This is a genomic window from Variovorax sp. GW821-FHT09B01 (assembly GCF_059418345.1).
On record NZ_JBWKPQ010000024.1, the window covers coordinates 25010 to 48341 of the forward strand.

Genomic DNA, 23332 nt, shown 5'->3' on the forward strand with positions numbered 1-23332 from the left:
GGTCGCCATGCGCAAGATCCCACTTTCGTGCCTGCTGCTGCTGGCGGGCAGCCTGTCGCTGCACGCCGCCGCGCAGAAGACCACCGCCGAAGGCATCGCCGAGTACCGCGCGCTGCTGCAGGACGGCAACCCGGCCGAGCTGTTCGAGGCCAAGGGCGAAGACCTCTGGAAGCAGAAGCGCGGGCCCAGGGGCGCCTCGCTCGAGAAGTGTGACCTCGGCAAGGGCCCGGGCGTGGTCAAGGGCGCGTTCGCCGAACTGCCGCGCCACTTCCCCGACACCGGCCGCGTGCAGGACATGGAGTCGCGCCTGTTGACCTGCATGCAGACCCTGCAGGGCTTCGATGCCGCCGAGATCGCGAAGACGCCGTTCGGCAGCGGCGAGCAGAAGAACCTCGAGGCGCTGGTGGCCTGGATCTCGGCCGAGTCGAAAGGCATGGCGCTGAACCTGCCGCAGTCGCATGCGAGCGAGCGCCGCGCCTACGAGGTGGGCAAGCGCCTGTTCTTCCTGCGCGCCGGCCCGCACGACTTCGCCTGCGCCACCTGCCATGGCGCCGACGACAAGCGCATCCGGCTGCAGGACCTGCCGAACCTCACGAAGAGCCCCGGTGCCGGCGACGGCTTCGGTGCCTGGCCGGCCTACCGCGTGTCCTCGGGCGAGCTCTGGGGCATGCAGCGGCGGCTCAACGACTGCTTCCGCCAGCAGCGCTTTCCCTACCCGGGCTATGCCAGCGACGTGACCATCGCGCTGGCCGTGTACATGGGCGTCAACGGCAAGGGCGTGAAGACCACGGCCCCGGCCATCAAGCGCTGAAGGAACGCGACATGAATGCCGACCACATCCTGGGCGCCGTCGCGGTCGCCTGCGCGCTGGCCCTGTTCGGCTGCGCGAGCGCCGACAGCGCGGCCGACATCGACCGCTACACGGCCGAGGCCCTGAAGAGCTCGTTCCGCGACCAGGGCATCGCCAAGGTCGACCGCCTCGTGCAGGACCCGGCCAACCGCGCCTGCAGCGAGGCCGACGCCAGCGGCAAGCCGCTCGACGAGAAGACCGCCAAGGAGATCGAGGCGGCCAACATGAAGACCATCCGCTGGCCCGCCGACGGCAGGTTCGTCGGCGACTGGCGCGAGGGCGAGAAGATCGCGCAGAACGGGCGCGGCCTGACCTGGACCGACGCGGCCGCCTCCGCCAAGGGCCCGGCCAACGGCGGCAACTGCTACAACTGCCACCAGATGTCGAAGGAGGAGATCTCCTTCGGCACCCTCGGCCCCAGCCTCTACCAGTACGGCAAGCTGCGCGGCGTGAGCGACCCCGCGGCCGCGGCCTCGAAGCCGATCGTCGACTACACCTGGGGCAAGCTCTGGAATGCGCGCGCCTACAACGCCTGCTCGAACATGCCGCGCGTCGGCCACTCGGGCATCCTCGACGAAGCGCAGATCCGCGACGTGATGGGGCTGCTGCTCGATCCGCAGTCGCCGGTCAACCGATAGACGCAGAGGGCCCGCCGCTTCCATGAACCTTTCCAAGCGCGAGTTCCTGCAACTGCTGGGCGCCGGCAGCGTGGCCGGCCTGGGCCTGGGGCGCCACGACGGCGCCAGCGCGGCCGGTGCCGTCGATGCCATGTACGCGCTGCCGCGCTTCGGCAACGTGTCGCTGCTGCACATGACCGACTGCCATGCGCAGCTCAAGCCGCTGTACTTCCGCGAACCGAGCGTGAACATCGGCCTGGGCAGCATGAGCGGCAAGGTGCCGCACCTGGTCGGCGAGCAGTTGCTCAAGGCCGCGGGCGTCGCGCCCGGCACGCGCGTGGCGCATGCGCTCACGCACCTCGACTTCGACCGCGCGGCGCAGCGCTACGGCAAGGTCGGCGGCTTCGCGCACCTCGCCACCCTGGTGAAGCAGCTCAAGGCCAGCCGGCCCGGCGCGCTGCTGCTCGATGGCGGCGACACCTGGCAGGGCTCGGCCACCTCGCTGTGGACCCAGGCGCAGGACATGGTCGATGCCTGCAAGCTGCTCGGCGTCGACGTGATGACCGGCCACTGGGAGTTCACCTACGGCATGGAACGCGTGAAGGAGATCATCGAGAAGGACTTTGCGGGCCGCGTCGAGTTCGTCGCGCAGAACGTCAAGACCGCCGACTTCGGCGACCCGGTCTTCAAGCCCTACGTCATGCGCGAGATCAACGGCGTGCCCTGCGCCATCGTGGGCCAGGCCTTTCCCTACACGCCGATCGCCAACCCGCGCTACATGGTGGCCGACTGGACCTTCGGCATCCAGGACGACAACCTGCAGCGCGTGGTGGACGAGGCGCGTGCCAAGGGCGCGCAGGTGGTGGTCGTGCTCTCGCACAACGGCATGGACGTCGATCTCAAGATGGCCAGCCGCGTGCGCGGCGTCGACGCCATCCTCGGCGGCCACACGCACGACGGCACACCCATGCCCACGCTGGTGAGCAATGCCGGTGGCCAGACCATCGTGGTCAACGGCGGCTCCAACGGCAAGTTCCTCGGTGTGCTCGATTTCGAGGTCAAGGGCAAGAAGGTCAGCGACTTCCGCTATCGCCTGCTGCCGGTGTTCTCCGACCTGATCCCGGCCGATCGCGAGATGGATGCGTTGATCACGCGCATCCGCGCACCCTACGAGGCCAAGCTGTCGGAGACGCTGGCCCACACCGACGGCACGCTGTACCGGCGCGGCAACTTCAACGGCACCGGCGACCAGCTGCTGCTCGACGCGCTGATGGAGGTGCAGGACGCGCCGATCGCCTTCTCACCGGGCTTCCGCTGGGGCACCTCGCTGCTGCCGGGCCAGCCCATCACGCGCGAATGGCTGATGGACATGACCGCCACCACCTACTCGTACGCCACCGTCACGCCGATGAGCGGCGAGATGCTCAAGACCGTGCTCGAGGACGTCTGCGACAACCTGTTCAACCCCGACCCCTACTACCAGCAGGGCGGCGACATGGTGCGCGTGGGCGGCCTGCAGTACGCCTGCGACCCGACGGCCGCGATGGGCCAGCGCATCCAGGACATGCGCCTGGACGGCAAGCCCATCGAGGCCGGCCGCAGCTACAAGGTGGCGGGCTGGGCGCCGGTGAGCGAAGAGGCGCGCAGCGCCGGCAACAAGCCGGTGTGGGAGGTGATCGAGCCCTGGCTGAAGTCGCGCAAGGTGGTGGCCGCGCGCGCGCCCGAAGCACCGGTGCTGAAGAACGTCGCGCCCAATCCGGGGCTGGCCTGACGGCCGCCGGCGGGCGCGTGGCCGCGCGCCGCGCTCCCTAGAATCGCCGCATGTCTGTCGAACAGGTCTCCCTCCTCACCTCGTTCGCGCTCGCGGCCGCCTTCGCGCTCTCGGCCGTGTTCGGCGCCGTCGCGCGCGCCACGCGCTTCTGCACCATGGGCGCCATCAGCGACGTGGTCAACCTCGGCGACTGGACGCGCGTGCGGCAATGGGCCGCGGCCGGCGGCGTCGCGCTGATCGGTTTCTCGGCGCTGGTGTTCGCGGGCTGGGTCGATGCCGACCGCACGCTCTATGCATCGAACCGCATCCTCTGGCTCTCGGCGCTGGCCGGCGGCCTGCTGTTCGGCTTCGGCATGGTGCTGGCCTCGGGCTGCGGCAACAAGACGCTGGTGCGCGTCGGCGGCGGCAGCCTCAAGGCGCTGGTCGTGCTGCTGGTGATGGGCATCGCGGCCTTCGCCACGCTCAAGGGCATCACCGCCGTGCTGCGCGTGGCCACCGTCGACGCGGTGCACCTGGAGCTGGCCGTCAATGCCTCGCTGCCCGAGGTGCTGGCCGGCGCGCTGCGCATGCAGGCCGCGCCGCTGCGGCTCGCGATCGGGCTGGTCGCGGGTGGCGCGCTGATCGCCTGGGCCGCCTGGGGCCGGCGCGATGCGCGCAGCCTCGCGGGCGGGCTCGCCATCGGCGCACTGGTGGTGGCCGCCTGGTGGCTCAGCGGCCACTGGGCCGTGGTCGAGGAGCATCCGCTCACGCTCGAGCACGTGTTCCTCGCCACCAACTCCGGCCGCGCCGAGGCGCTGAGCTTCGTCACGCCCGTGGCCTATGCGCTCGACTGGCTGATGTTCTACAGCGACGCCAACAAGCTGCTGACCCTGGGCATCGCCTCGGTGGCCGGCGTGATCGTGGGTGCCGCCGCGCAGGCGCTGTGGGCGCGCGAGTTCCGTTGGGAGGGCTTCGCCGGCAGCGGCGACCTCGCGCACCACCTGGGCGGCGCCGTGCTGATGGGCATCGGCGGCGTCACCGCCATGGGCTGCACCATCGGCCAGGGCCTGAGCGCGCTTTCCACGCTGAGCCTCGCGAGCCTGCCGGCGATCTTCGGCATCGTCGCGGGCGCGGTGGCGAGCCTCAAGTACCAGGCCTGGCAGCTGCAGCGCGATCTTTGATCGCGTTGCGCGCGCCATGCTTGACCCGGCCCCTGCGGCCACCTCGATAAACACGGCATCGCAGCAAACACCGAGGTGATCCCGTGACCCCTTCTCCCCGTTTCCTGAACCCGTCCGAGGCCGCGCGCCGGCTCGGCGTGTCCGCCAAGGCCCTGCGGCTGTACGAGCAGCGCGGCCTGCTGGTGCCGGCGCGCACGGCGGCCGGCTGGCGTTCCTACGGTCCCGCCGAGATGGCGCGCGCCGCCGAGATCGTCGCGTTGCGCGCGCTGGGCCTGAGCCTCGCGCAGGTGGCGCGTGTGTTGAAGGGTGATGCGCAAGGGCTGGCGCCGGCCCTGGCCGCGCACCAGGCGGTGCTCGAAGCCAAGGCGCGAGAGCTCGACGCCACGCTGGACAGGGTGCGCGGCCTGCGCGACGAACTCGCGCGCGGACGCCTGCCCGCGCCCGGCGAACTCGCGCGCCTGCTGCAGCCCGACACCCGGCCCGCGCTCGAGTTCGAACTGCCCTGGCCCTGGGGCGGCGAACGCTTCGCGCTGAGCGACATTCGGCCGATCAATCACATCGTCGGCCCGCTGGGCAGCGGCAAGACGCGGCTCGCGCTGCGCATCGCAGAACGTTTTCCGGGCGCCGTCTTCCTGCCGCTGGACCGTGCCGAGGGCGATGCCACCGCCACGCGGTTGCGTGAAGACGCCGCCCTGCGATCGCGCGTCGATGCCGCGCTGGCCTGGCTCGTGGAGGACGGCGCCACCGGATCCGAGGCCCTGACCGCGCTGCTGGCCGGCCTCGAGGCCGAAGGCCCCGCCGCCATCGTCGTCGACATGGTGGAGCAGGGCCTCGACCATGCGACCCAGGAAGCACTGATCGCCCACCTGCGCCGCCGCGGCGCCGAGGCGCGGCCGCTGTTCCTGCTCACGCGCTCCAATGCCTTCCTCGATCTCGCGGCGGTCGGCGCGCACGAGTCGATCCTGCTGTGCCCGGCCAACCACAGCCCGCCGACCTATGTCGCGCCGTTCGAAGGCGCAACGGGCTACGAGGCTGTTGCCACCTGCCTCGCGACGCCCGAGGTGCGCGCGCGCACGCAGGGGGTGGTTGCGTGGCGGCCGAAGGTGGCTTGAAGGCCCTCGCGAGAAACCCCCAACCCCGACGTGGCAACATTGATTTACATTGCTGCGCAGCATTCAGGAGGATGTATGACGGGATGGTGGGCAGCGCTGAAAAAAGAAGTCTCAGGAGATGAAGAGGGTGGAGATCGCGTGCCCCGGCGTGCATGGTCGCCCGAGGTGTTCGACGACATCGAGTGGCGCCGTTTCGAGGCCTTGTGCGAAGCGCTGTTCGCGCAAGCTGGCGTCCGTACGGAAAGCCAGTCGCATGGCGCTGATGGCGGCATCGATATCTGGCTCTACTCTGCACACAGTCCGAAGCCGATGATCGTTCAATGCAAGCACTGGCGTCGCAAGCCCGTGGGTGTCCAGCAGATGCGCGAATTCTTCGGCGTGCTCAAGGCCAACGATCTTCAATACGGAACCTTCGCCACCAGTTCGACCTTCACCGTCGACGCGCTGGATTTTGCCAAGGCCAACGGTATCAATGCGCAGGATCGCTCGGGTCTTCTCCGCCTCATCGGTACGCGCACGGCCGAGCAGCAAGCGACGCTGCTCAGCGTCGCTTACGAGGGAGAGTACTGGCGGCCGACTTGTGCCAATTGCGGCGTGAAGATGGTCGAGAGACAACCCAAGGAGGGCGGGACGCCGTTCTGGGGATGCGTTAACTATGGTCGGACGCGCTGCCGGTTTCGGCTCTTTACCCTCTGAGACTCGGCGGATTGCGATTCCTGGTCAGGCGCCTGCCGCAATGCGCAGGCATTGAAAAGCGGCCTGGAGCGTGTTTCGCGTTGTGCAACTCTTCTGGCTGACACTGCACACGCCAGCGAGTTATTGTCAGAAGCGTTGCTTTGATCGTTTCATGAGTCCGATGCAGATCGACCACTTCCTTGATCGCGGCTACCTCCACCTCGAAGGCTTCCACCCGAAGCCCCGCGTGGCCCCGCTGCGCCAGAAGCTGCGCGACGAACTCAAGCGCCTGGCCGGCGCCAAGGGCGGCCTGAGCGCGGTGCAGCGCCTGCCGCTGTTCCAGCAGATCGGCAAGCTGTCGGCGCTCGTGAGCCTGCCCGGCCTGCACGAGGCGCTGGTCACGCCGGCGCTGCTCGACGTCATCGCGAAGCTCGGCCACCGCGCCCCGCCGTCGGCCGCCGCGGGCCACCCTGGCACGCAGTTGCTGCTGTCGCCGCCACAGCAAGGCGACTGGACCCTGCAGGCCCTGAACTGGCATGTCGACCTCGCGGCGCGGCCGCAGGATACGCTGCCCGGCGTGCAGGCCTTCTTCCTGATCGACGACGTGGCAGCGCACGGCGGCGCCACGCTCGCGCTCGCGGGCTCGCACCGCATCGACACGCGGCGGCCGGCCTCGGATTCGCAACCCGCGCTGCGCGAGCTGCTCAAGGACCCGGCGGACCTGGAGCGCCGCCTGGGCGAGCAGGGCCTGGCCATCGTCGAGATGTGCGGCCGCGCCGGCGACGTGTTCCTGATGGACATGCGCGTGCTGCACACGCCCTCGGTCAATGCGACGAAGCAACCGCGGATGATGGCGACCACGCGCTGCATCTTCGGCACCTGACGCGCCGCGACGAGACGCCGAGGCGTCAAGGCCGCGCGCATCGGTCACGCGAAAATCCCCGCATGGACATCGAAAAATTCCCGAGCGCGCTGATGCACACCATCGGCTTTTCGCAGCTGCTGCGCAGCGATGCCGAGGCCGGCCTCGCGCGCGTGCGCTTCACCGCGCGGCCCGAGTTTGCGCACAGCAACGGCACGGTGGTGCAGGGCGGGCTGGTCACCGCATGGCTCGATTGCGCGATGGCCTTCGCGGTGAACGCGAAGGACGCCGCGGCCGGCCTCGCGAGCCTCGAGCTCAAGATCTCGTTCCTCGACCGGGCCGACGTCGCCACTTTCGAGGCCGAGGCGCGCATCCTGCGCTGGGGCCGCAGCGTGGTGTTCCTCGAGGCCGACCTGTGGGCGCTCGATGGCCGGCTGATCGCGCGCGCCTCGTCCACCGGCAAGCTCGTGCGACGAGGCGCCTGAGCGCCCCGCCGCGCGCGATCAGCGACGACGCCGGCGCGCGACCACCAGGCCCGCCACGCCGAGCGCGGCCAGCGCCAGGTCGACCAGATCCAGCGCGCCGCCGCTCCTGCGGAAGGGGAACGCGATCGGCATCACCGGCTGTTCCGGCGTCACCTCGGGCGCGGCCTTGACGTTCAGGAACGCGGCCGACACCGAGCCGGGCTTGTCGTCCTCGTTGATGCCCTGCACGTAGACCATGTGGCGGCCCGGTGCGAGGCCCGTGGTGTCGAGCATGCCGCTCGCGGTCCGGGTCGCTTCCTCGAGGCCGGGGCTGGCCTGGTCCGAGGCCGAGAGCGCCAGCGGGATGCCGACCGCGCCGGCCTCCCACGGCAGCTTGCCGACATAGGCCAGCGCCGTCTTGATCTTCTTGACGACCGGCACCGGCGGCGCCGGAATGTCCGACTGGCCAGGCTTCGAATAGAGGTAGCGGTTGTCGTCCACGGTCGCGGTGACGAGCGCCTTCGTTCCCGCCTGCACGGCCTCGGCGGCGATCTTCACGTCGACCGTGTCCGGTCCCTGCGGCAGCTGGTAGGGCCGGTACAGCACGCGGCTCAGGTAGTGGAAGCCGTTGAAGTTCTCGGGATAGACCTCCTTGTTGAAGTTGTCGCAGCTCTCGTAGAAGGAGCGGCCCATCTCCACCGTGTACGAAGGCGCGCCCAGGTAGCCGTAGACGGCGTCCTTGGTCGTTCCCTCGGTGTCGTAGCCGAGCACCTGCTGCGCCGAATACTTGTTGTGATAGGCCATGCGCTGCGCGATGGTGGCCAGCCCGAGGTTGTTGGGCGTCTGGATGTTGTTCTCGTTCTCGGAGCGCCGCACGCCCCAGGACCAGAGGATGGCGCGCGCCGCGCTGTGCAGGTCGATGAACACCCCGCCGCCGTAGTTCTCGTCGGCACCGGTCTTCCAGTCGAATTCGCCGGCACCGCCGTTGTCGCGGTTCTGCGCGTTGCAATAGGTCGCGCTCTTGGGTCGCCCGTCGGGCAGCGCACCGCCCTCCCACTTGCAGGCGGCCTGGTTCCAGCTGCCGCGCACGTAGTCGAGCACCACCTGCGTCTCGGGCTCGGAGACGGCCGCGGTGCCGCGATAGTCCTCGGCGCACTGGTTGTCGGAAGCCCCGGGCCCGCCCGTGCGCCAGCCGAAGGGGTAGTTGCGGTTCAGGTCGACCCCGCCGCTGCGCGCCGTGCTGCAGGCGGCCGTGGCGTAGTTGGTGTTCTTGCGCTGCCGGGCCGTGATCTGCTGCTCGGCGATCGAGCGGCCGTCGGGGTTGTGGACGACGAAGTGGTAGCGGTTGGTGTCGAGCATCATGCGGGCGTTCGCATCGGTCTCGTAGTTGTCGAGCAGCCACTCGATGTACTTCATGCCGACTTCCTGCGGGGCGTACTCGCGGGCATGGATGCCGCCGGTCCAGACCATGTTCGGCGGCTTCTGCGCCTGCGCGTCCTGCTTCTCGAAGTTGCCGGCCACGATCACGCGGATCGGGTAGGGCTCGGTGGGAAACAGGCTCAGGTTGAAGGTGTTGAGAACGCTCGCGGGCAGGTACTTGACCAGCAGGTTGACCCAGGACGAATTCGTGTTGTTGTCGGAGTCCGTGCCGGGTTGCCGGTACTGGCCGCCCATCCAGGTCTTGCCGAGCGTCTGCACCTTCACCAGCTTCGGATACTTGGCGGCCAGCTCGTCGAAGCTGCTGTAGACCTGCCCGACGGTGCGGTAGCAGGCCGCATGCGAACCGCCGTCGGAGATCTTCTTCGTGCCCGGCGTGGTGTCCGGTGCGGGCGAGGCCTGCTTGCCCACGCCCTTGGTGATGTAGTCGCGGATCCGGGCCGTCTCGGCCTCGTTGATCTGCACGGGGAGGCCCAGCATCCGCAGCTGCGCCAGTTCGCCCGGGCCTACCTCCGCCGACACCGTGCGGGCCTTCTGGTCCACGTAGGCATGGTCGAGCAGCCGGGTCAGGGCGTTGAGATCGTTGTCGCTGGCGTAGGGCACGACGATCGAATAGACCTGGACCCAGTCGCCGGTGTCGGGCGATTGCGCCGACACCGGGTGGCCGGCCGCGATGGCGGCGGCGAGCACGATGGACCATTGCGTGGGACGTGAGATGCGATGACTGATCCTCATGACAATTCCCCTTGTTTTGTTGAACAAAAATTGGCCGACCACAGCTTGAAGGCCCATCGGCCGGGGTTCGATAGTGATTACCCGGATTCCGCGCGCGGGCAGGCTGTGGAAGTCGCGCCGATACACTGCCGCGCATGCAAGACCCGCCGTCCTCCTCGCCGGTGCCCGCGCGCTGGCGCGGCCCCGTCGTGCTCGCGAGCCTGATGCTCGCGCTGCAGGCGGGCGGCGAGCCGGTCTACGAGGCGCTGCGCTACGAGCGCTCGGCCGTGCTCGGCGGCCAGCTCTGGCGCCTGCTCACGGCGCACCTGGTGCACCTCGGCTGGACGCATTGCCTGCTGAACCTCGGCGGGCTGGCCGTGTGCGCGGCGTTCGCGAAGGACCGCGCCGGCGCGCGCGCCTGGGCCGGTGCCTTCGTCGCGCTGGCGCTCGGCGTGAGCGCCTTGCTGCTGGTGGCATCGCCCCGGGTCGCGGACTACGCGGGGCTGTCGGGCGTGCTGTACGGCCTGTTCGTCTGGGTGCTCGCGCCGCAGGCCTGGCGCGGCGACCTGCCGGCCCGGCTGGCACTGGCCGTCGTGGCGGCCCGCATCGGCTGGCAGCTGTGGAGCGAGCCCACCGAGGCACAGCGTGCACTGATCGGCGGCGAGGTGCTGGTGCAGGCGCATCTCTATGGCGCGGCATGCGCCGTGCTGCTCGTGCTCGCGCAGGCGCCGCGCAGCCGTTCCCCCGCCTGATCCGACGCCGCCGCGCGCGGCGTTTTTACGCTTTCTTTACGGCCCCCCACCGACTCTTTCCCCCGTTTTGACGCGCATCTGCCGAGACTGCAATTCATCTTTTTGATAGCAGGAGTGATGCATGGACATCGTCTGGATGAGCGCCTTGCTGGCGCTATGGGTCGTGGTGGCGGCCATGGTCGTCGGGCTGAACCGGCTCGAGGGACCGAACCCGCCGGCAGCCAAAGAGGGAGACGCATCGTGATCGGCCTCGACGTCCTCTACGGCTTCGGCGCGCTGATCGCCGTGGTGCTGTTCGCCTACCTGGTTTTCGCGCTGATCTGCGCCGAGGAGTTCTGAGATGAGCGCCTCGGCCTGGGGCCTGCTGGCCCTCTTCTTCGCGCTGCTCCTGCTGCTGGCCTGGCCGGTCGGCAGGTTCCTCGCGGCGCTGTGCAACGAACGCGTGCCGCGCTGGATGGCGCGCGTCGAATCCCCGTTCTACAAGCTGGCCGGCGTGGCGCCGGCGCAGTCGATGAACTGGCGCGTCTACGCGATGGCGCTGCTGGCCTTCAACACGGTCGGCGCGATCGTGGTCTACGGCCTGCAGCGGCTGCAGGGACTGCTGCCGCTCAACCCGGCCGGCATGGGCGCGGTGTCGCCCGACTCGGCCTTCAACACCGCCGTGAGCTTCGTCGCCAACACCAACTGGCAGGGCTACGCGGGCGAGTCGACGATGAGCTACCTCACGCAGATGCTCGGCCTCACGGTGCAGAACTTCGTGTCGGCCGCGACCGGCATCGCGGTGGCGTTCGCGCTGGTGCGCGGCTTCGCGCGCCGCGGCGAGGGCCAGGGCAAGGGCCTGGTCGGCAACTTCTGGGCCGACATCGTGCGCGTCACGCTGTGGGTGCTGGTGCCGATCTCCTTCGTGCTGGCGGTGGTGCTGGTGGGCCAGGGCGTGATCCAGAACTTCGACGAGTACAAGGCAGCGACCACGCTCGAGACGACCGCGTTCCAGCAGCCCAAGGCCGGCCCCGACGGCCAGCCGCTGAAGGACGACAAGGGCGCGCCGGTGATGGAGGACGCCACCACCACGACGCAGACGCTGGCCATGGGCCCGGTCGCCTCGCAGGAGGCGATCAAGATGATCGGCACCAACGGCGGCGGCTTCTTCAACGCCAACTCGGCGCATCCCTACGAGAACCCGACCGCGCTGTCGAACCTGCTGCAGATGCTCGCGATCTTCCTGATCCCCGCGGCGCTGTGCTTCACCTTCGGCCGCGTGGTGGGCGACATGCGCCAGGGCTGGGCGGTGTTCGCGGCGATGGCGATCATGTTCGTGGTCGCGGTGATGGTGCTCACGCCCGCCGAGCAGGCCGGCAATCCGCTGCTCGGCCCGCTGGGCGTCGACCAGGCCGCGAGCACGCTGCAGTCGGGCGGCTACATGGAAGGCAAGGAAGTGCGCTTCGGCATCGATGCCTCGGCGCTGTTCGCCGCCGTGACCACGGCCGCCTCGTGCGGCGCGGTCAACCTCATGCACGACTCGCTGACGCCGATCGGCGGCATGGTGCCGCTGGTGCTGATGCAGCTCGGCGAGGTGGTGTTCGGCGGCGTCGGCTCGGGCCTGTACGGCATGCTGATCTTCGCGATGCTCGCGGTGTTCATCGCCGGGCTGATGATCGGCCGCACGCCCGAGTACCTCGGCAAGAAGATCGAGGTGCGCGAGATGAAGCTGCTGTCGATCGCGATCCTGGTGACGCCGATCCTGGTGCTCGTGGGCACCGCCATCGCGGTGGTCTCGGGCGCGGGCAAGGCCGGCATCGCCAACCCCGGCGCGCACGGCTTCTCCGAGATCCTCTATGCGCTGACCTCGGCCGCCAACAACAACGGCAGCGCCTTCGCGGGCCTGTCGGCCAACACGCCCTTCTACAACGCGCTGCTGGGCCTGGCGATGTGGTTCGGCCGCTTCGCGATGATCGTGCCGGTGCTCGCCATCGCGGGTTCGCTGGCCGCCAAGAAGCGTCTTCCGGTCACGGCCGGCACGCTGCCCACGCACGGGCCGCTGTTCGTTTCCCTGCTGATCGGCACCGTGCTGCTGGTCGGTCTGCTCAATTACGTGCCGGCATTGGCCCTCGGGCCGATCGTCGAGCACCTGGTGCTCTGGAAGTAAGGAGGAGCACGTCATGACCACAACCAAGACTTCCCTGTCGCTGTTCGACGCGGCACTGGTGCGCCCCGCGCTGCGCGGCGCCTTCGCCAAGCTGAACCCGCGCACCCAGTGGCGCAACCCGGTGATGTTCATCGTCTACATCGGGAGCATCCTCACCACGCTGCTGTGGATCCACACGCTGAGCTTCCCGGGCGACACCGGCATGTCGCCGACCTTCGTGCTCGCGGTCACCGTGTGGCTCTGGTTCACGGTGCTGTTCGCCAACTTCGCCGAGGCGCTGGCCGAGGGCCGCAGCAAGGCCCAGGCCGCCTCGCTGCGCGGCCTGCGCAAGGACACCTGGGCCAAGAAGCTGGCCGAGCCGCAGCGCGATGCGAAGTGGCTCCCGGAGCAGGCGCCCAACCTGCGCAAGGGCGACGTGGTGCTGGTCGAGGCCGGCGACGTGGTCCCGCTCGACGGCGAGGTGATCGAAGGCGTGGCCTCGGTCGACGAGAGCGCCATCACCGGCGAATCGGCACCGGTGGTGCGCGAGTCGGGCGGCGACTTCTCGGCCGTGACCGGCGGCACCCGCGTGCTGTCCGACTGGCTGGTGGTGCGCATCGCGGTGAACCCGGGCGAGTCCTTCCTCGACCGCATGATCGGCATGGTCGAGGCCGCGCGCCGCCAGAAGACGCCCAACGAGATCGCGCTGACCATCCTGCTGGTGGCGCTCACGCTGGTGTTCCTGATGGTCACGGTCACGCTGCTGCCGTTCTCGGTGTTCAGCGTGGAAGCCGCGGGCGCCGGCACGGTGGTCTCGCTGACCGCGCTGGTCGCGCTGCTGGTGTGCCTGATCCCCACCACCATCGGCGGCCTGCTGTCGGCCGTGGGCGTGGCGGGCATGAGCCGCATGATGCAGGCCAACGTGATCGCGACCTCGGGCCGCGCGGTGGAAGCCGCCGGCGACGTCGACGTGCTGCTGCTCGACAAGACCGGCACCATCACGCACGGCAACCGCCAGGCCAGCGCCTTCCTGCCGGCGCCCGGCGTCACCAAGGCACGCCTCGCGCGCGCCGCCATGCTGGCCTCGATGGCCGACGAAACGCCCGAGGGCCGCAGCATCGTGGAGCTCGCGCGCCGCGACGGGCTGGAACCGGCGCCGGTCGAGGACGCGCGCTTCGTGGCCTTCACCGCGCAGACCCGCATGAGCGGCGTCGACCTGCCGGCCGCGCCGAACAGCCTGGACACCGACCCCATCGTGCTGCGCAAGGGCGCGGTCGAGGCGGTGCGCCGGCACGTCGAGGCGCTCGGCGGCACGATGGCGCCCGAGCTGCTGCGCGCCTCCGAGGAAGCCTCGCGCCGCGGCAGCACGCCGCTGGCGGTGGCCGAGGGCGACCGCGTGCTCGGCATCGTCGAGCTCAAGGACATCGTCAAGACCGGCATCAAGGAGCGTTTCGCCGAGCTGCGCCGCATGGGCATCAAGACGGTGATGATCACCGGCGACAACCGGCTCACCGCCGCCGCCATCGCGGCCGAGGCCGGCGTGGACGACTTCCTGGCCGAGGCCACGCCCGAGGACAAGCTGGCGCTGATCCGCAAGTACCAGGCCGAGGGCCGGCTGGTCGCGATGACCGGCGACGGCACCAACGACGCGCCCGCGCTCGCGCAGGCCGACGTGGCGGTGGCCATGGGCAGCGGCACGCAGGCCGCGAAGGAGGCCGGCAACATGGTCGACCTGGACTCGAACCCGACCAAGCTGCTCGAGGTGGTGGAGACCGGCAAGGCGCTGCTGATGACGCGCGGCTCGCTGACCACCTTCTCGATCGCCAACGACGTGGCGAAGTACTTCGCGATCATTCCCGCGATCTTCGTCTCGACCTATCCGCAGCTCGCGGCGCTCAACGTGATGCGCCTCGCGAGCCCGTCGTCGGCGATCCTGTCGGCCGTGATCTTCAACGCGCTGGTGATCGTGTTCCTGATCCCGCTGGCGCTCAAGGGCGTGCGCTACCGGCCGGTGGGCGCCGCCGCGCTGCTGCGCCGCAACCTCGCCATCTACGGCCTGGGCGGCCTGCTCGTTCCCTTCATCGGCATCAAGCTGATCGACTGGCTGCTGGTCGCCATTCACCTGGTCTGAGGAGTCCCCATCATGAGCAACACCACCGGCGGCATCGTCCGCCCCGCCATCGTCGTCTTCGCGCTGCTGAGCGCGCTCACCGGCCTGATCTACCCGATGGCCGTCACCGGCGCCGCCAAGGCGGCCTTCCCCGCGCAGGCGGCCGGCAGCCTGATCGTGCTCGACGGCACCACCGTCGGCTCGAAGCTGATCGGCCAGAACTTCAGCGACCCCAAGCACTTCTGGGGCCGCCCCTCGGCCACCGCGCCGCAGCCCTACAACGCGAGCGCCTCGGGCGGCGCGAACCAGGGTCCGCTGAACCCCGCGCTGACCGACGCCGTGAAGGCGCGCGTGGAAGCGCTGCGCGCGGCCGACCCGGGCAACACAGCGCCGGTGCCGGTCGACCTGGTGACGGCCTCGGGCAGCGGCCTCGACCCCGACATCAGCCCGGCCGCGGCGCGCTACCAGGCGCCGCGCGTCGCGCGCGAGCGCGGCCTGCCGCTGGGGGAAGTCAACGCGCTGATCGATCGCCAGACCCAGCAGCCGCTGTGGGGGCTGCTCGGCGAGCCGCGCGTGAACGTGCTGGCGCTGAACCTCGCGCTCGACAAGCGCTGAACCCCGCATCGCAACCCGCAACCCGCAAAGCAGATCCAGGCAAAGGAGACCTGTATGGCCTACGCCGCTTACCGTGAACATCCCGTGTATTTCCGAAGTCCCGCCGCGGCCGGTGCCGCGATCGCCGCCACGGCGGCGCCGGTGCCGGCCGCTGCCCGCAAGGCCGGCGGCGACAGCTTCCACGTGCTCGACGTCACCGTCAGCTGTGCCGACGCGCTGCGCGTGCGCCGCAGCCTGGCCGGCTGCGCCGACGCCGGCGTGGTGCGCTGCGAACCGCTGCTGCACGGCTGCAGCTCGCAGGAGAGCGACGCGCCCTGCGTGCGGCTGATGATCCGCCTGCCGATGCGCAGCTACGCCGACGTGCTGCACCGGCTGATCGAATGCGTGCCCTCGGGCGAGATCGGCCGGCTGGTGAGCTGGCGCGAGCACCTCGCGCGCTGCGGACTGCGCCATGGCCACTGACTGGTTCCATGCGCTGCTCGCGCTGGCGGCGCTGTTCGTGCCGCTGGGCTTCGCCTGGCTGGTGCTGTCGCGCACCGCGCGGCGCCACGAGCACCGCGCCCGGCGCAAGGACGGTCCCGCCGATGAGCCGATGCGCTAACCTGCGTTCCCGATGAGCGAGCTGTCCCGCCCCGACCCCGACGCGCTGATCGCCCAGCTGCGCAGCGACGAGGCGCGCGCGCGGCGCGGCAAGCTGCGCATCTACTTCGGCGCCAGCGCCGGCGTGGGCAAGACCTGGGCCATGCTGAGCGCCGCGCAGCGCGAGCGCAAGGCCGGGCGCGACGTGCTGATCGGCGTGGTCGAGACCCACGGCCGCGGCGAGACCGCCGCGCTGCTGGCGGGGCTCGATGCCCTGCCGCTGCGCGAGATCGCCTACCGCGGCCGCACGCTGGCCGAGTTCGACCTCGATGCCGCGCTGGCGCGCCAGCCCGCCGTGCTGCTGGTCGACGAGCTGGCCCACACCAACGCGCCCGGCTCGCGCCATGCCAAGCGCTGGCAGGACGTGCAGGAGCTGCTGGCCGCCGGCATCGAGGTCTGGTCGGCGCTCAACGTGCAGCACCTCGAGAGCCTCAACGGCACGGTCGGCGCGATCACCGGCGTGCGGGTGCACGAGACCGTGCCCGACTCGGTGCTCGACGAGGCCGACGAGGTGGTGCTGGTCGACGTCACGCCCGACGAGCTCACGGCGCGGCTCGCGGCCGGCAAGGTCTACCTGCCGCAGCAGGCCGAGCGCGCGGCGCAGAACTTCTTCCGCAAGGGCAACCTGATCGCGCTGCGCGAGATCGCGTTGCGCCGCACCGCCGAGCACGTGGAGGACGACGTGCGCGGCTGGCGCATCGAGCAGTCGGGCCCGGGCGCCGGCGGCCACGGCAAGGGCACCGGCCTGCAGGCTTGGCACACCTCGGGCGCGATCCTCGCGTGCGTCGGCCCGCACGAGGGCGCGGCGCAGACGGTGCGCACCGCGGCGCGGCTCGCGGGCCAGCTCAACGTGCGCTGGCATGCCGTGTACGTCGAAACCCCGCGGCTGCAGCGGCTGGCCGCGGCCGAGCGCGACCGCATCCTCGCGGTGCTCCAGCTGGCCGAGGAGCTGGGCGCGGCCACCGCGGTGCTCACCGGTTCCGACGTGGCCGAGCAGCTCGCCGAGCAGGCGCGCCGGCTCAACTGCGCGACGCTGGTGCTCGGGCGCGCCGAGCCGGCCACCGGCTGGCGCCGCCTGTGGATGGCGGCGCAGGTGCCGCTGGCGCGCGCGCTCGCGCAGCTGGCGCCGGCGCTCGACATCCTCGAGGTGGGCCGCGCCGACAGCGCGCGCCGGCTGTCGCGCTCGCCGTTGGCGGGTGCGCGCATCGACAGCGACGACCACGAGAAGGCGCCGATCCACTGGCCCGGCTATGCCTGGGCCGCGGCCACCAGCGTGGCGCTCACGCTGCTGTGCACGCCGCTGACCGGCGTGCTCGAGCTGTCGAACATCGTGATGCTGTTCCTGCTCGGCGTGGTGGGCGTGGCGATGCGCTTCGGGCGCGGGCCCTCGGCGCTGGCGGCGCTGCTCAACGTCGCGGCCTTCGACTATTTCTTCGTGCCGCCGCGGCTGTCGTTCGCGGTCAGCGACGTGCAGTACGTGCTGACCTTCGCGATCATGCTGGGCGTAGGCCTGCTGGTGGGCCAGCTCACGGCCGGGCTGCGCTTCGCGGCCGGCGTGTCGACCAGCCGCGAGCGCCGCGCGCGCTCGCTGTTCGAGCTCACGCGCGAGCTCTCGGCCGCGCTCGAGAGCACGCAGGTGGTCGCGCTCGGCGCGGCCGCGGTGCAGGGCCACTTCGGCGGCCATGCGCTGGTGCTGGTGACCGATGCCGCCGACCAGCTGGTGGCGCCGGCCGATCCGCCGCCGGGCTTCGACGCGCAGGTGGCCGACTGGGCCTTCCGCCATGGCCAGAGCGCGGGTCTCGCCACCGCCACCCTGGCCGCGCAACCCTGGCACTACGTGCCGCTGCAGGCGCCGATGCGCGTGCGCGGCGTGCTCGCGCTCGAGCCGGCGCAGCCGCGCTGGCTGCTGATCCCCGAGCAGGCGCAGCAGCTCGACACGCTGGCGCGGCAGATCGCGATCGCGCTCGAGCGCGTGCACTACGTGGAGGTGGCGCAGCAGGCGGTGGTCGAGATCGAATCGGAGCGGCTGCGCAACGCGCTGCTGGGCGCGATCTCGCACGACGTGCGCACGCCGCTGACCGCGCTGATCGCGCTGGCCGAATCGCTGCAGACCTTGCCGGCGGAAGAACACGCCGAGGCGGCGCGCGCGATCGTCGCGCAGGCGCACGAGCTGCATGCGCTGGTCAACAACCTGCTCGACATGGCGCGGCTCGAGAGCGGCATCGCGGGCGGCGCGGTCAACCTGCGGCGCGACTGGCAGTCGGTCGAGGAGGTGGTGGGTTCGGCCATCCGCGCGGCGCGCACCGCGCTCGGCGCCACCGTGGTCCAGACCGCGCTCGATGCCGAGCTGCCGCTGGTCGAGTTCGACGCGGTGCTGATCGAGCGCGTGCTGGTGAACCTGCTCGAGAACGCCACCAAGTACGGCGCGCCGCCGATCGTGGTGGGCGCGCGCGCCGAGCCCGGCACGCTGGTGCTGAGCGTGCGCGACCACGGCCCGGGCCTGCCCGCGGCGCTGCTGGGCCACGAGCAGAAGCTGTTCGACAAGTTCACGCGCGGCGAGGTCGAATCGGCCACGCCGGGCGTGGGGCTGGGCCTGGCGATCTGCAAGGCGGTGGTGAGCGCCCATGGCGGCGAGATCGTGGCCGCCAACGCGCGCGGCGGCGGTGCAGAATTCACGGTCACGCTCCCGCGCCGGGAGCCGCCCGAACCGGCCGAAGCCCCGCTCTGACCCCCATGCCAGCCCCCACCGCCATCGTGATCGAGGACGAGCCGCAGATCCGCCGCTTCGTGCGCGGCGCGCTCGAGGCCGAGGGCTGGCTGGTGCACGAGGCCGGCACGCTGCGCGACGGCCTCGCCGCGGCCGGCACGCGCCAGCCCGACCTGCTGGTGCTCGACCTGGGCCTGCCCGACGGCGACGGCGTCTCGCTGATCCGCGACGTGCGCGGCTGGTCGGCGGTGCCGATCATCGTGCTGTCGGCGCGCAGCGACGAGGCCGACAAGATCGCCGCGCTCGACGCCGGCGCCGACGACTACCTGACCAAGCCCTTCGGCACCGGCGAACTGCTCGCGCGCGTGCGCGCCAACCTGCGGCGTCCGCGCGCGGCCAGCAGCGAGGAGGTGCCCGAGGCGCTGTTCCGCTTCGGCGAGATCGAGCTCGACCGCGCCGCGCGCATCGTGCGCCGCGCGGGTGCCGAGGTGCACCTCACGCCGACCGAGTACCGGCTGCTGTCGGTGCTGGCCGCGAACGCGGGGCGCGTGCTGACGCAGCGCCAGCTGCTGCGCGAGGTCTGGGGACCGTCGCACACGGACCAGAGCCACTACCTGCGGATCTACATGGGGCATCTGCGGCAGAAGCTCGAGGACGATCCGGCGCAGCCGCGGCATCTGCTGACCGAGACTGCTGTGGGGTATCGGCTGGTCGTGTAGGGCGCGTCTTTCTTGAAACCCGATGACGAGTCGGGGCGCGTGCACAGGACAGTGGGTACTTCCCTCCGCGAATGTCCCCCGGCCTTCGGCCTCCTCCTTGATTTCGCTGCGGGAAGCACCCACTGCCCTGTGCACGTGGACGCAGCGGTGGTGCGAGCGGTTCAACCACGATTGCGTCCAGGCTCACGTCGATGGGGTACTCCCCGCAGCGAAATAAAGGAGGAGCCGAAGGCGGGGGACATTCGCGGAGGGGAGTACCCCGTCGGCGTGAGCCCGTCCCAGTCCGTAAAGTGGCATCCAACCAACAAGCCAGACAACAAGGCTTGTCTTGATTGAAGAGCACACCCACAATCCGCCCCACCATGAAATTCACCCAAGCCATCGAAGCCGGCCTCACCGCCACCTGACATCGCCTTCGATCGCGTTCGGAAGGCGTTGCGCCTTCCGGTACTGAAAACCCCGGCAGGCCCGTCCTCCGGGGTTTTGTCTTTTTCGCCTCTCACTTCTTCATCGCCATGCGTACCTACGACAAGCTGATCGCCACGATTCGCCTCCGCCGGAGCGTGGCTTCCGTGCGCCCGGGCTCCGGCCGCCGCATCAGCAGATTGCACGACACCGTTCGTCGCTAGCCCTCAGGCGAATCCTTTCCGCCTGGGGGCCGGCACATGCCCACCAGGCTTTCGAAGCCGTGCTTCGAGCCAGAGAAAGAAAGATTCGCCATGACCCACACAACCAGGAACCTGCGCAACATCGGCATCATTGCCCACGTCGACGCCGGCAAGACCACCACCACCGAACGCATCCTGTTCTACGCGGGCGAGAGCCATCGCATCGGCGACGTGAGCCGCGGCACCGCGCGCATGGACTTCGATGCGCAGGAGCGAAAGCGTGGCATCACCATCAGCAGCGCCGCCATCACGTTGCAGTGGAACGCGACCCAGATCAACCTGATCGACACGCCCGGCCACATCGATTTCAACATCGAGGTGAACCGCTCGCTGCGCGTGCTCGACGGGGCCGTGGTCGTGTTCGACGGCGTGGCCGGCGTGGAGCCTCAGACCGAGACCAACTGGCGCCTCGCGGACCGCTATCGCGTGCCGCGCATCGCCTTCGTCAACAAGCTCGACCGCCTGGGCGCGGACTTCCCGCGCGTGGTCGCGATGATGGAAGAACGCCTGGGCGTGAAGGCCGTGGCGGTGCAGTGGCCGATCGGCGCGGAGGGCGACTTCCGCGGCGTGGTCGACCTGCTGGGCCTGCGCGCGCTGGTCTGGGACCTCGACGATGCGAGCCGGCCATACCGCGTGACCGAGGTGCCCGCCGAGCTGATGGCCACCGTGTTGCAACAGCGCGCGCGGCTGGTGGAGCTCGCCGTCGAGCAGGACGAGGCCGCGATGCTGGCCTACCTGAACGGCGAGGAGCTCCCGGCCGAGGTGCTGCGCGACTGCATCCGCAAGGGCGTGCTGGCCGGTGCCTTCGTGCCCGTGCTCGCGGGCTCGGCCTTCCGCAACCGCGGCGTGGAACCGCTGCTCGACGCCATCGTCGACTGGCTGCCGAAGCCCGGCGAGGTGGCGCTGCCCTGCGATCCGCAGGCGCCGTTCGCGGCGCTGGCGTTCAAGGTGGCCAGCGACGACCACGGCGCGATGGTGTTCGTGCGTGTCTACAGCGGCCGGCTGCGGCGCGGCGACAGCATGCTCGACGCCACCACCGGCCGCATCGAGCGCGCGGCACGGCTGTACGAGGTGCAGGCGAGCGACCGCATCGAACGCGACGAACTGGTGGCCGGCGACATCGCCGGCATCGTCGGGCTGAAGGACACGCTGACCGGCCACACGCTGTGCGACCGGCAGCATCCGGTGCAGCTCGAACAGATCGGCGTGCCCGAGCCCGTGCTCCACGTCGCGATCGAGCCGAAGGCGCAGGCCGACCAGCAGGCGCTCGCGAAGGCACTGCAGGTGCTGCTGCGCGAGGACCCGAGCCTGCGGCTGCGGCAGGACGCCGAGTCGGGCCAGACCATCGTGTCGGGCATGGGCGAGCTGCAGCTCGAGGTCTCGATCGAGAAGCTGCGCGAGCGCTTCGGCGTCGAAGTGTCGGTGGGACGGCCCCAGGTCGCCTGCCGTGAAACGGTATCGAAGGAAACGGAGGTGCACCATGTGCACAGGAAACAGAACGGCGGCCAGGGCCAGTTCGCGGAACTGAAGCTGCGCATCGCCCCGCGCGGGCGCGGCGAAGGCATCGCGTTCGAGAACCGGGTGGTGGGCGGCGCGATCCCGCGCGAGTTCATCCCCGCGATCGAGGCCGGCATCCGCCGTGCCGCGCAGTCGGGCGTGCTGGCCGGCTATCCCTGCGTGGACTTCGTGGCCACGCTGCTCGACGGCAGCCACCATGAACGCGACTCGTCGGCGATGGCTTTCGAGTTCGCGGCCGCCGCGGCCTTCCGCGAAGCGGCGGCGCAGGCCGGACCGCAGTTGCTCGAGCCGGTGATGGCCGTGGAAGTGACCACGCCCGCCGAGCACGTGGGCGACTGCATCGGCGACCTGCACCGGCGGCGCGGCATGGTGCGCGGCCAGGCGATGCGCGGCAACGCGATCGTGGTCGAGGCCCATGTGCCGCTGGCGCGGATGTTCGGCTACATCGGCAACCTGCGTGCGCTGTCCTCGGGCCGCGCGCAGTACGCGATGCAGTTCGACCACTACGCCGTGGTGCCTGCGGGCGAGATGGCGGGCCTCGTGAAACGTTGACGGCCCCAGAGGGCGACCCGCGAGGGTCGCCCTTTTTTTTCGTCTATCTCAGGCCGCGATGCCCTTGTTGGGATTGAGCAGGAACTTCTCGCCCGTCGCCTGCTTGCCGTAGACGCCGATCGCATCGAGCTGCAGCGCCTCGGTCAGCGAGACCTCGCGCGTGTAGCGGCTCGCGAAGGTGGTCTTGAGCTCGGCCACCACGCGTGCGCGCAGCCGCTGCGTGCCTTCGGCGCCGAGCTTCTGCAGGAACGGGAACAGCAGCCAGCCGCCCATGCCCCAGGCCATGCCGAAGTTGCGCACGAACTCGGTCGGGCCGCGGTCGAGGCCGCCGTAGATGTAGACCTGCTTGTGCGTGGTCGAGCCGTAGCGGCTGTATTCCTTGGCGGTGCGGTTGAGCGCGGCTTCCATGCAGCCGAGGATCTGGCCCGCGAGCTTGCCGCCGCCGGTAGCGTCGAAGGCCAGCGTGGCGCCGGTCTCGACCAGGGCCTGCGTGAGATCGTCGAGGAAGGTGGGCGAGGCGGCGTTGCAGACGTACTTGGCGCCGAGGCCGCGCAGCAGCGCTTCCTGCTCGGGCTTGCGCACGATGTTGACGAGCGCGATGCCGTCCTTCTGGCAGATCTTGTTGAGCATCTGGCCGAGGTTGGAGGCGGCGGCCGTGTGGACCAGTGCGGTATGGCCTTCGCGCTTCATGGTCTCGACCATGCCGAGCGAGGTCAGCGGATTGACGAAGCACGACGCGCCATCGGCCGGCGCGGTGCCTTCGGGCAGTTCGAGGCATTGCGCGACGGCCACCGCGCGGTACTGCGAGTACATGGCGCCGCCGATCGCGGCCACGGTCTTGCCGAGCAGGGCCTGGGCCTCGGGCGAAGACCCGGCCTTCACGACCGTGCCCGCGCCCTCGTTGCCCACGGGCATCGACTGGTCGAGCCGGCCCGCCATCGCGGGGCGCGCGCGCTCGGGCACGGTGGCGGTGACGACCGGGCGCTCGGCGCTGCCCGAGGCCTTGGCGGTCGTCATGTCGGCGGCACCGAACAGCAGGCCGAGGTCCGAGGGGTTCATCGGCGAAGCCTCGACGCGGATCACGACCTCGTGGGCCTGCGGTTCGGGGATGGGTTCGTCGTGCAGCGAGAGCTCGAGCTCGCCGTTCGAACGGACGAGGGAACGCAGTTGGAGTGCCATGGCGGATGCCCCTTGTGAAGCGGATGAAGCGTGTGCGGAAGGTGGGTGCGACCGGCCGCCGGGGGCCGGCGCGGGCCAGTATAGGA

At 70.3% G+C, this 23332-nt stretch carries 21 protein-coding genes; 19 read left to right on the forward strand and 2 right to left on the reverse strand.

All coding sequences use genetic code 11. The features are described 5' to 3' along the window. Window positions 1-7 precede the first annotated feature (7 nt). From soxA to AC07RV_RS37750, 8 genes are all read left to right on the forward strand, one after another. Entirely contained in the window at window positions 8-811 is an 804-nt protein-coding gene (gene soxA, locus AC07RV_RS37715) for a sulfur oxidation c-type cytochrome SoxA (protein ID WP_296781497.1), read from the forward strand. An 11-nt stretch (window positions 812-822) separates the two neighbouring features. Further along, window positions 823-1488 carry a sulfur oxidation c-type cytochrome SoxX gene (gene soxX / locus AC07RV_RS37720; protein WP_093355166.1) on the forward strand — a complete coding sequence of 222 codons (666 nt, stop codon included), beginning with the start codon at window positions 823-825 and terminating at the stop codon, window positions 1486-1488. A gap of 22 nt (window positions 1489-1510) precedes the next feature. After that, on the forward strand, window positions 1511-3238 hold the full coding sequence (gene soxB, locus AC07RV_RS37725) for a thiosulfohydrolase SoxB (RefSeq protein ID WP_296781498.1): 1728 nt from the start codon (window positions 1511-1513) through the stop codon (window positions 3236-3238). A gap of 50 nt (window positions 3239-3288) precedes the next feature. Then, a complete protein-coding gene (locus AC07RV_RS37730) occupies window positions 3289-4398 on the forward strand; it encodes a YeeE/YedE family protein (protein ID WP_296781499.1) in 1110 nt (369 codons plus the stop codon). An 83-nt stretch (window positions 4399-4481) separates the two neighbouring features. After that, window positions 4482-5510, forward strand: coding sequence for a MerR family transcriptional regulator (locus AC07RV_RS37735; protein WP_296781500.1), 1029 nt, complete (start codon window positions 4482-4484; stop codon window positions 5508-5510). Between the two features lie 75 nt (window positions 5511-5585). After that, complete coding sequence (locus AC07RV_RS37740; RefSeq protein WP_296781501.1) at window positions 5586-6206, forward strand: restriction endonuclease; 621 nt, start codon at window positions 5586-5588, stop codon at window positions 6204-6206. 151 nt (window positions 6207-6357) lie between these two features. Continuing rightward, the gene (locus AC07RV_RS37745; protein ID WP_296781502.1) at window positions 6358-7068 is read left to right on the forward strand and encodes a phytanoyl-CoA dioxygenase family protein; all 711 of its coding nucleotides are present in this window, start codon (window positions 6358-6360) and stop codon (window positions 7066-7068) included. A gap of 62 nt (window positions 7069-7130) precedes the next feature. After that, on the forward strand, window positions 7131-7532 hold the full coding sequence (locus AC07RV_RS37750) for a PaaI family thioesterase (RefSeq protein WP_296781503.1): 402 nt from the start codon (window positions 7131-7133) through the stop codon (window positions 7530-7532). An 18-nt stretch (window positions 7533-7550) separates the two neighbouring features. On the opposite strand, the gene AC07RV_RS37755 is transcribed toward AC07RV_RS37750, so the two are convergent. Beyond that, window positions 7551-9683 carry a M14 family zinc carboxypeptidase gene (locus AC07RV_RS37755; protein ID WP_296781504.1) on the reverse strand — a complete coding sequence of 711 codons (2133 nt, stop codon included), beginning with the start codon at window positions 9681-9683 and terminating at the stop codon, window positions 7551-7553. A gap of 134 nt (window positions 9684-9817) precedes the next feature. On the opposite strand from AC07RV_RS37755, the gene rrtA reads away from it, so the two are divergent. The 11 genes from rrtA to fusA all read left to right on the forward strand — a co-directional run bounded on the left by rrtA (window position 9818) and on the right by fusA (window position 22067). Then, window positions 9818-10414 carry a rhombosortase gene (gene rrtA / locus AC07RV_RS37760; protein ID WP_296781505.1) on the forward strand — a complete coding sequence of 199 codons (597 nt, stop codon included), beginning with the start codon at window positions 9818-9820 and terminating at the stop codon, window positions 10412-10414. A gap of 121 nt (window positions 10415-10535) precedes the next feature. Then, a complete protein-coding gene (locus AC07RV_RS37765) occupies window positions 10536-10658 on the forward strand; it encodes a hypothetical protein (protein WP_256223059.1) in 123 nt (40 codons plus the stop codon). Beyond that, on the forward strand, window positions 10655-10753 hold the full coding sequence (gene kdpF, locus AC07RV_RS37770) for a K(+)-transporting ATPase subunit F (RefSeq protein WP_057593567.1): 99 nt from the start codon (window positions 10655-10657) through the stop codon (window positions 10751-10753). Before AC07RV_RS37765 ends, kdpF begins: the two co-directional genes overlap by 4 nt. Window position 10754: 1 nt before the next feature. After that, window positions 10755-12560 (forward strand): potassium-transporting ATPase subunit KdpA, encoded by a 1806-nt coding sequence (gene kdpA / locus AC07RV_RS37775; protein WP_208509084.1) that lies wholly within the window; start codon window positions 10755-10757, stop codon window positions 12558-12560. A 13-nt stretch (window positions 12561-12573) separates the two neighbouring features. Next, the gene (gene kdpB / locus AC07RV_RS37780; protein ID WP_093355182.1) at window positions 12574-14670 is read left to right on the forward strand and encodes a potassium-transporting ATPase subunit KdpB; all 2097 of its coding nucleotides are present in this window, start codon (window positions 12574-12576) and stop codon (window positions 14668-14670) included. Between the two features lie 12 nt (window positions 14671-14682). Further along, entirely contained in the window at window positions 14683-15264 is a 582-nt protein-coding gene (kdpC, locus tag AC07RV_RS37785; RefSeq protein ID WP_093355185.1) for a potassium-transporting ATPase subunit KdpC, read from the forward strand. Window positions 15265-15318: 54 nt separating this feature from the next. Further along, complete coding sequence (locus AC07RV_RS37790; protein ID WP_093355188.1) at window positions 15319-15726, forward strand: hypothetical protein; 408 nt, start codon at window positions 15319-15321, stop codon at window positions 15724-15726. After that, complete coding sequence (locus AC07RV_RS37795; protein WP_296781506.1) at window positions 15716-15865, forward strand: hypothetical protein; 150 nt, start codon at window positions 15716-15718, stop codon at window positions 15863-15865. The genes AC07RV_RS37790 and AC07RV_RS37795 overlap by 11 nt, the downstream gene beginning before the upstream one ends. 12 nt (window positions 15866-15877) lie before the next feature. Then, window positions 15878-18631, forward strand: a complete 2754-nt coding sequence (locus AC07RV_RS37800) for a DUF4118 domain-containing protein (RefSeq protein WP_296781507.1) — start codon at window positions 15878-15880, stop codon at window positions 18629-18631. 5 nt (window positions 18632-18636) lie between these two features. Continuing rightward, window positions 18637-19329: a two-component system response regulator KdpE gene (kdpE, locus tag AC07RV_RS37805; protein WP_093355193.1), complete on the forward strand. Its 693-nt coding sequence runs from the start codon at window positions 18637-18639 to the stop codon at window positions 19327-19329. A gap of 719 nt (window positions 19330-20048) precedes the next feature. Continuing rightward, window positions 20049-22067 carry an elongation factor G gene (gene fusA, locus AC07RV_RS37810; RefSeq protein ID WP_296781508.1) on the forward strand — a complete coding sequence of 673 codons (2019 nt, stop codon included), beginning with the start codon at window positions 20049-20051 and terminating at the stop codon, window positions 22065-22067. A 48-nt stretch (window positions 22068-22115) separates the two neighbouring features. Here the strand turns inward: fusA and AC07RV_RS37815 are convergent, their stop codons facing one another. Then, the gene (locus tag AC07RV_RS37815) at window positions 22116-23246 is read right to left on the reverse strand and encodes a zinc-binding dehydrogenase (RefSeq protein WP_296781509.1); all 1131 of its coding nucleotides are present in this window, start codon (window positions 23244-23246) and stop codon (window positions 22116-22118) included. Between the last annotated feature and the right edge of the window lie 86 nt (window positions 23247-23332).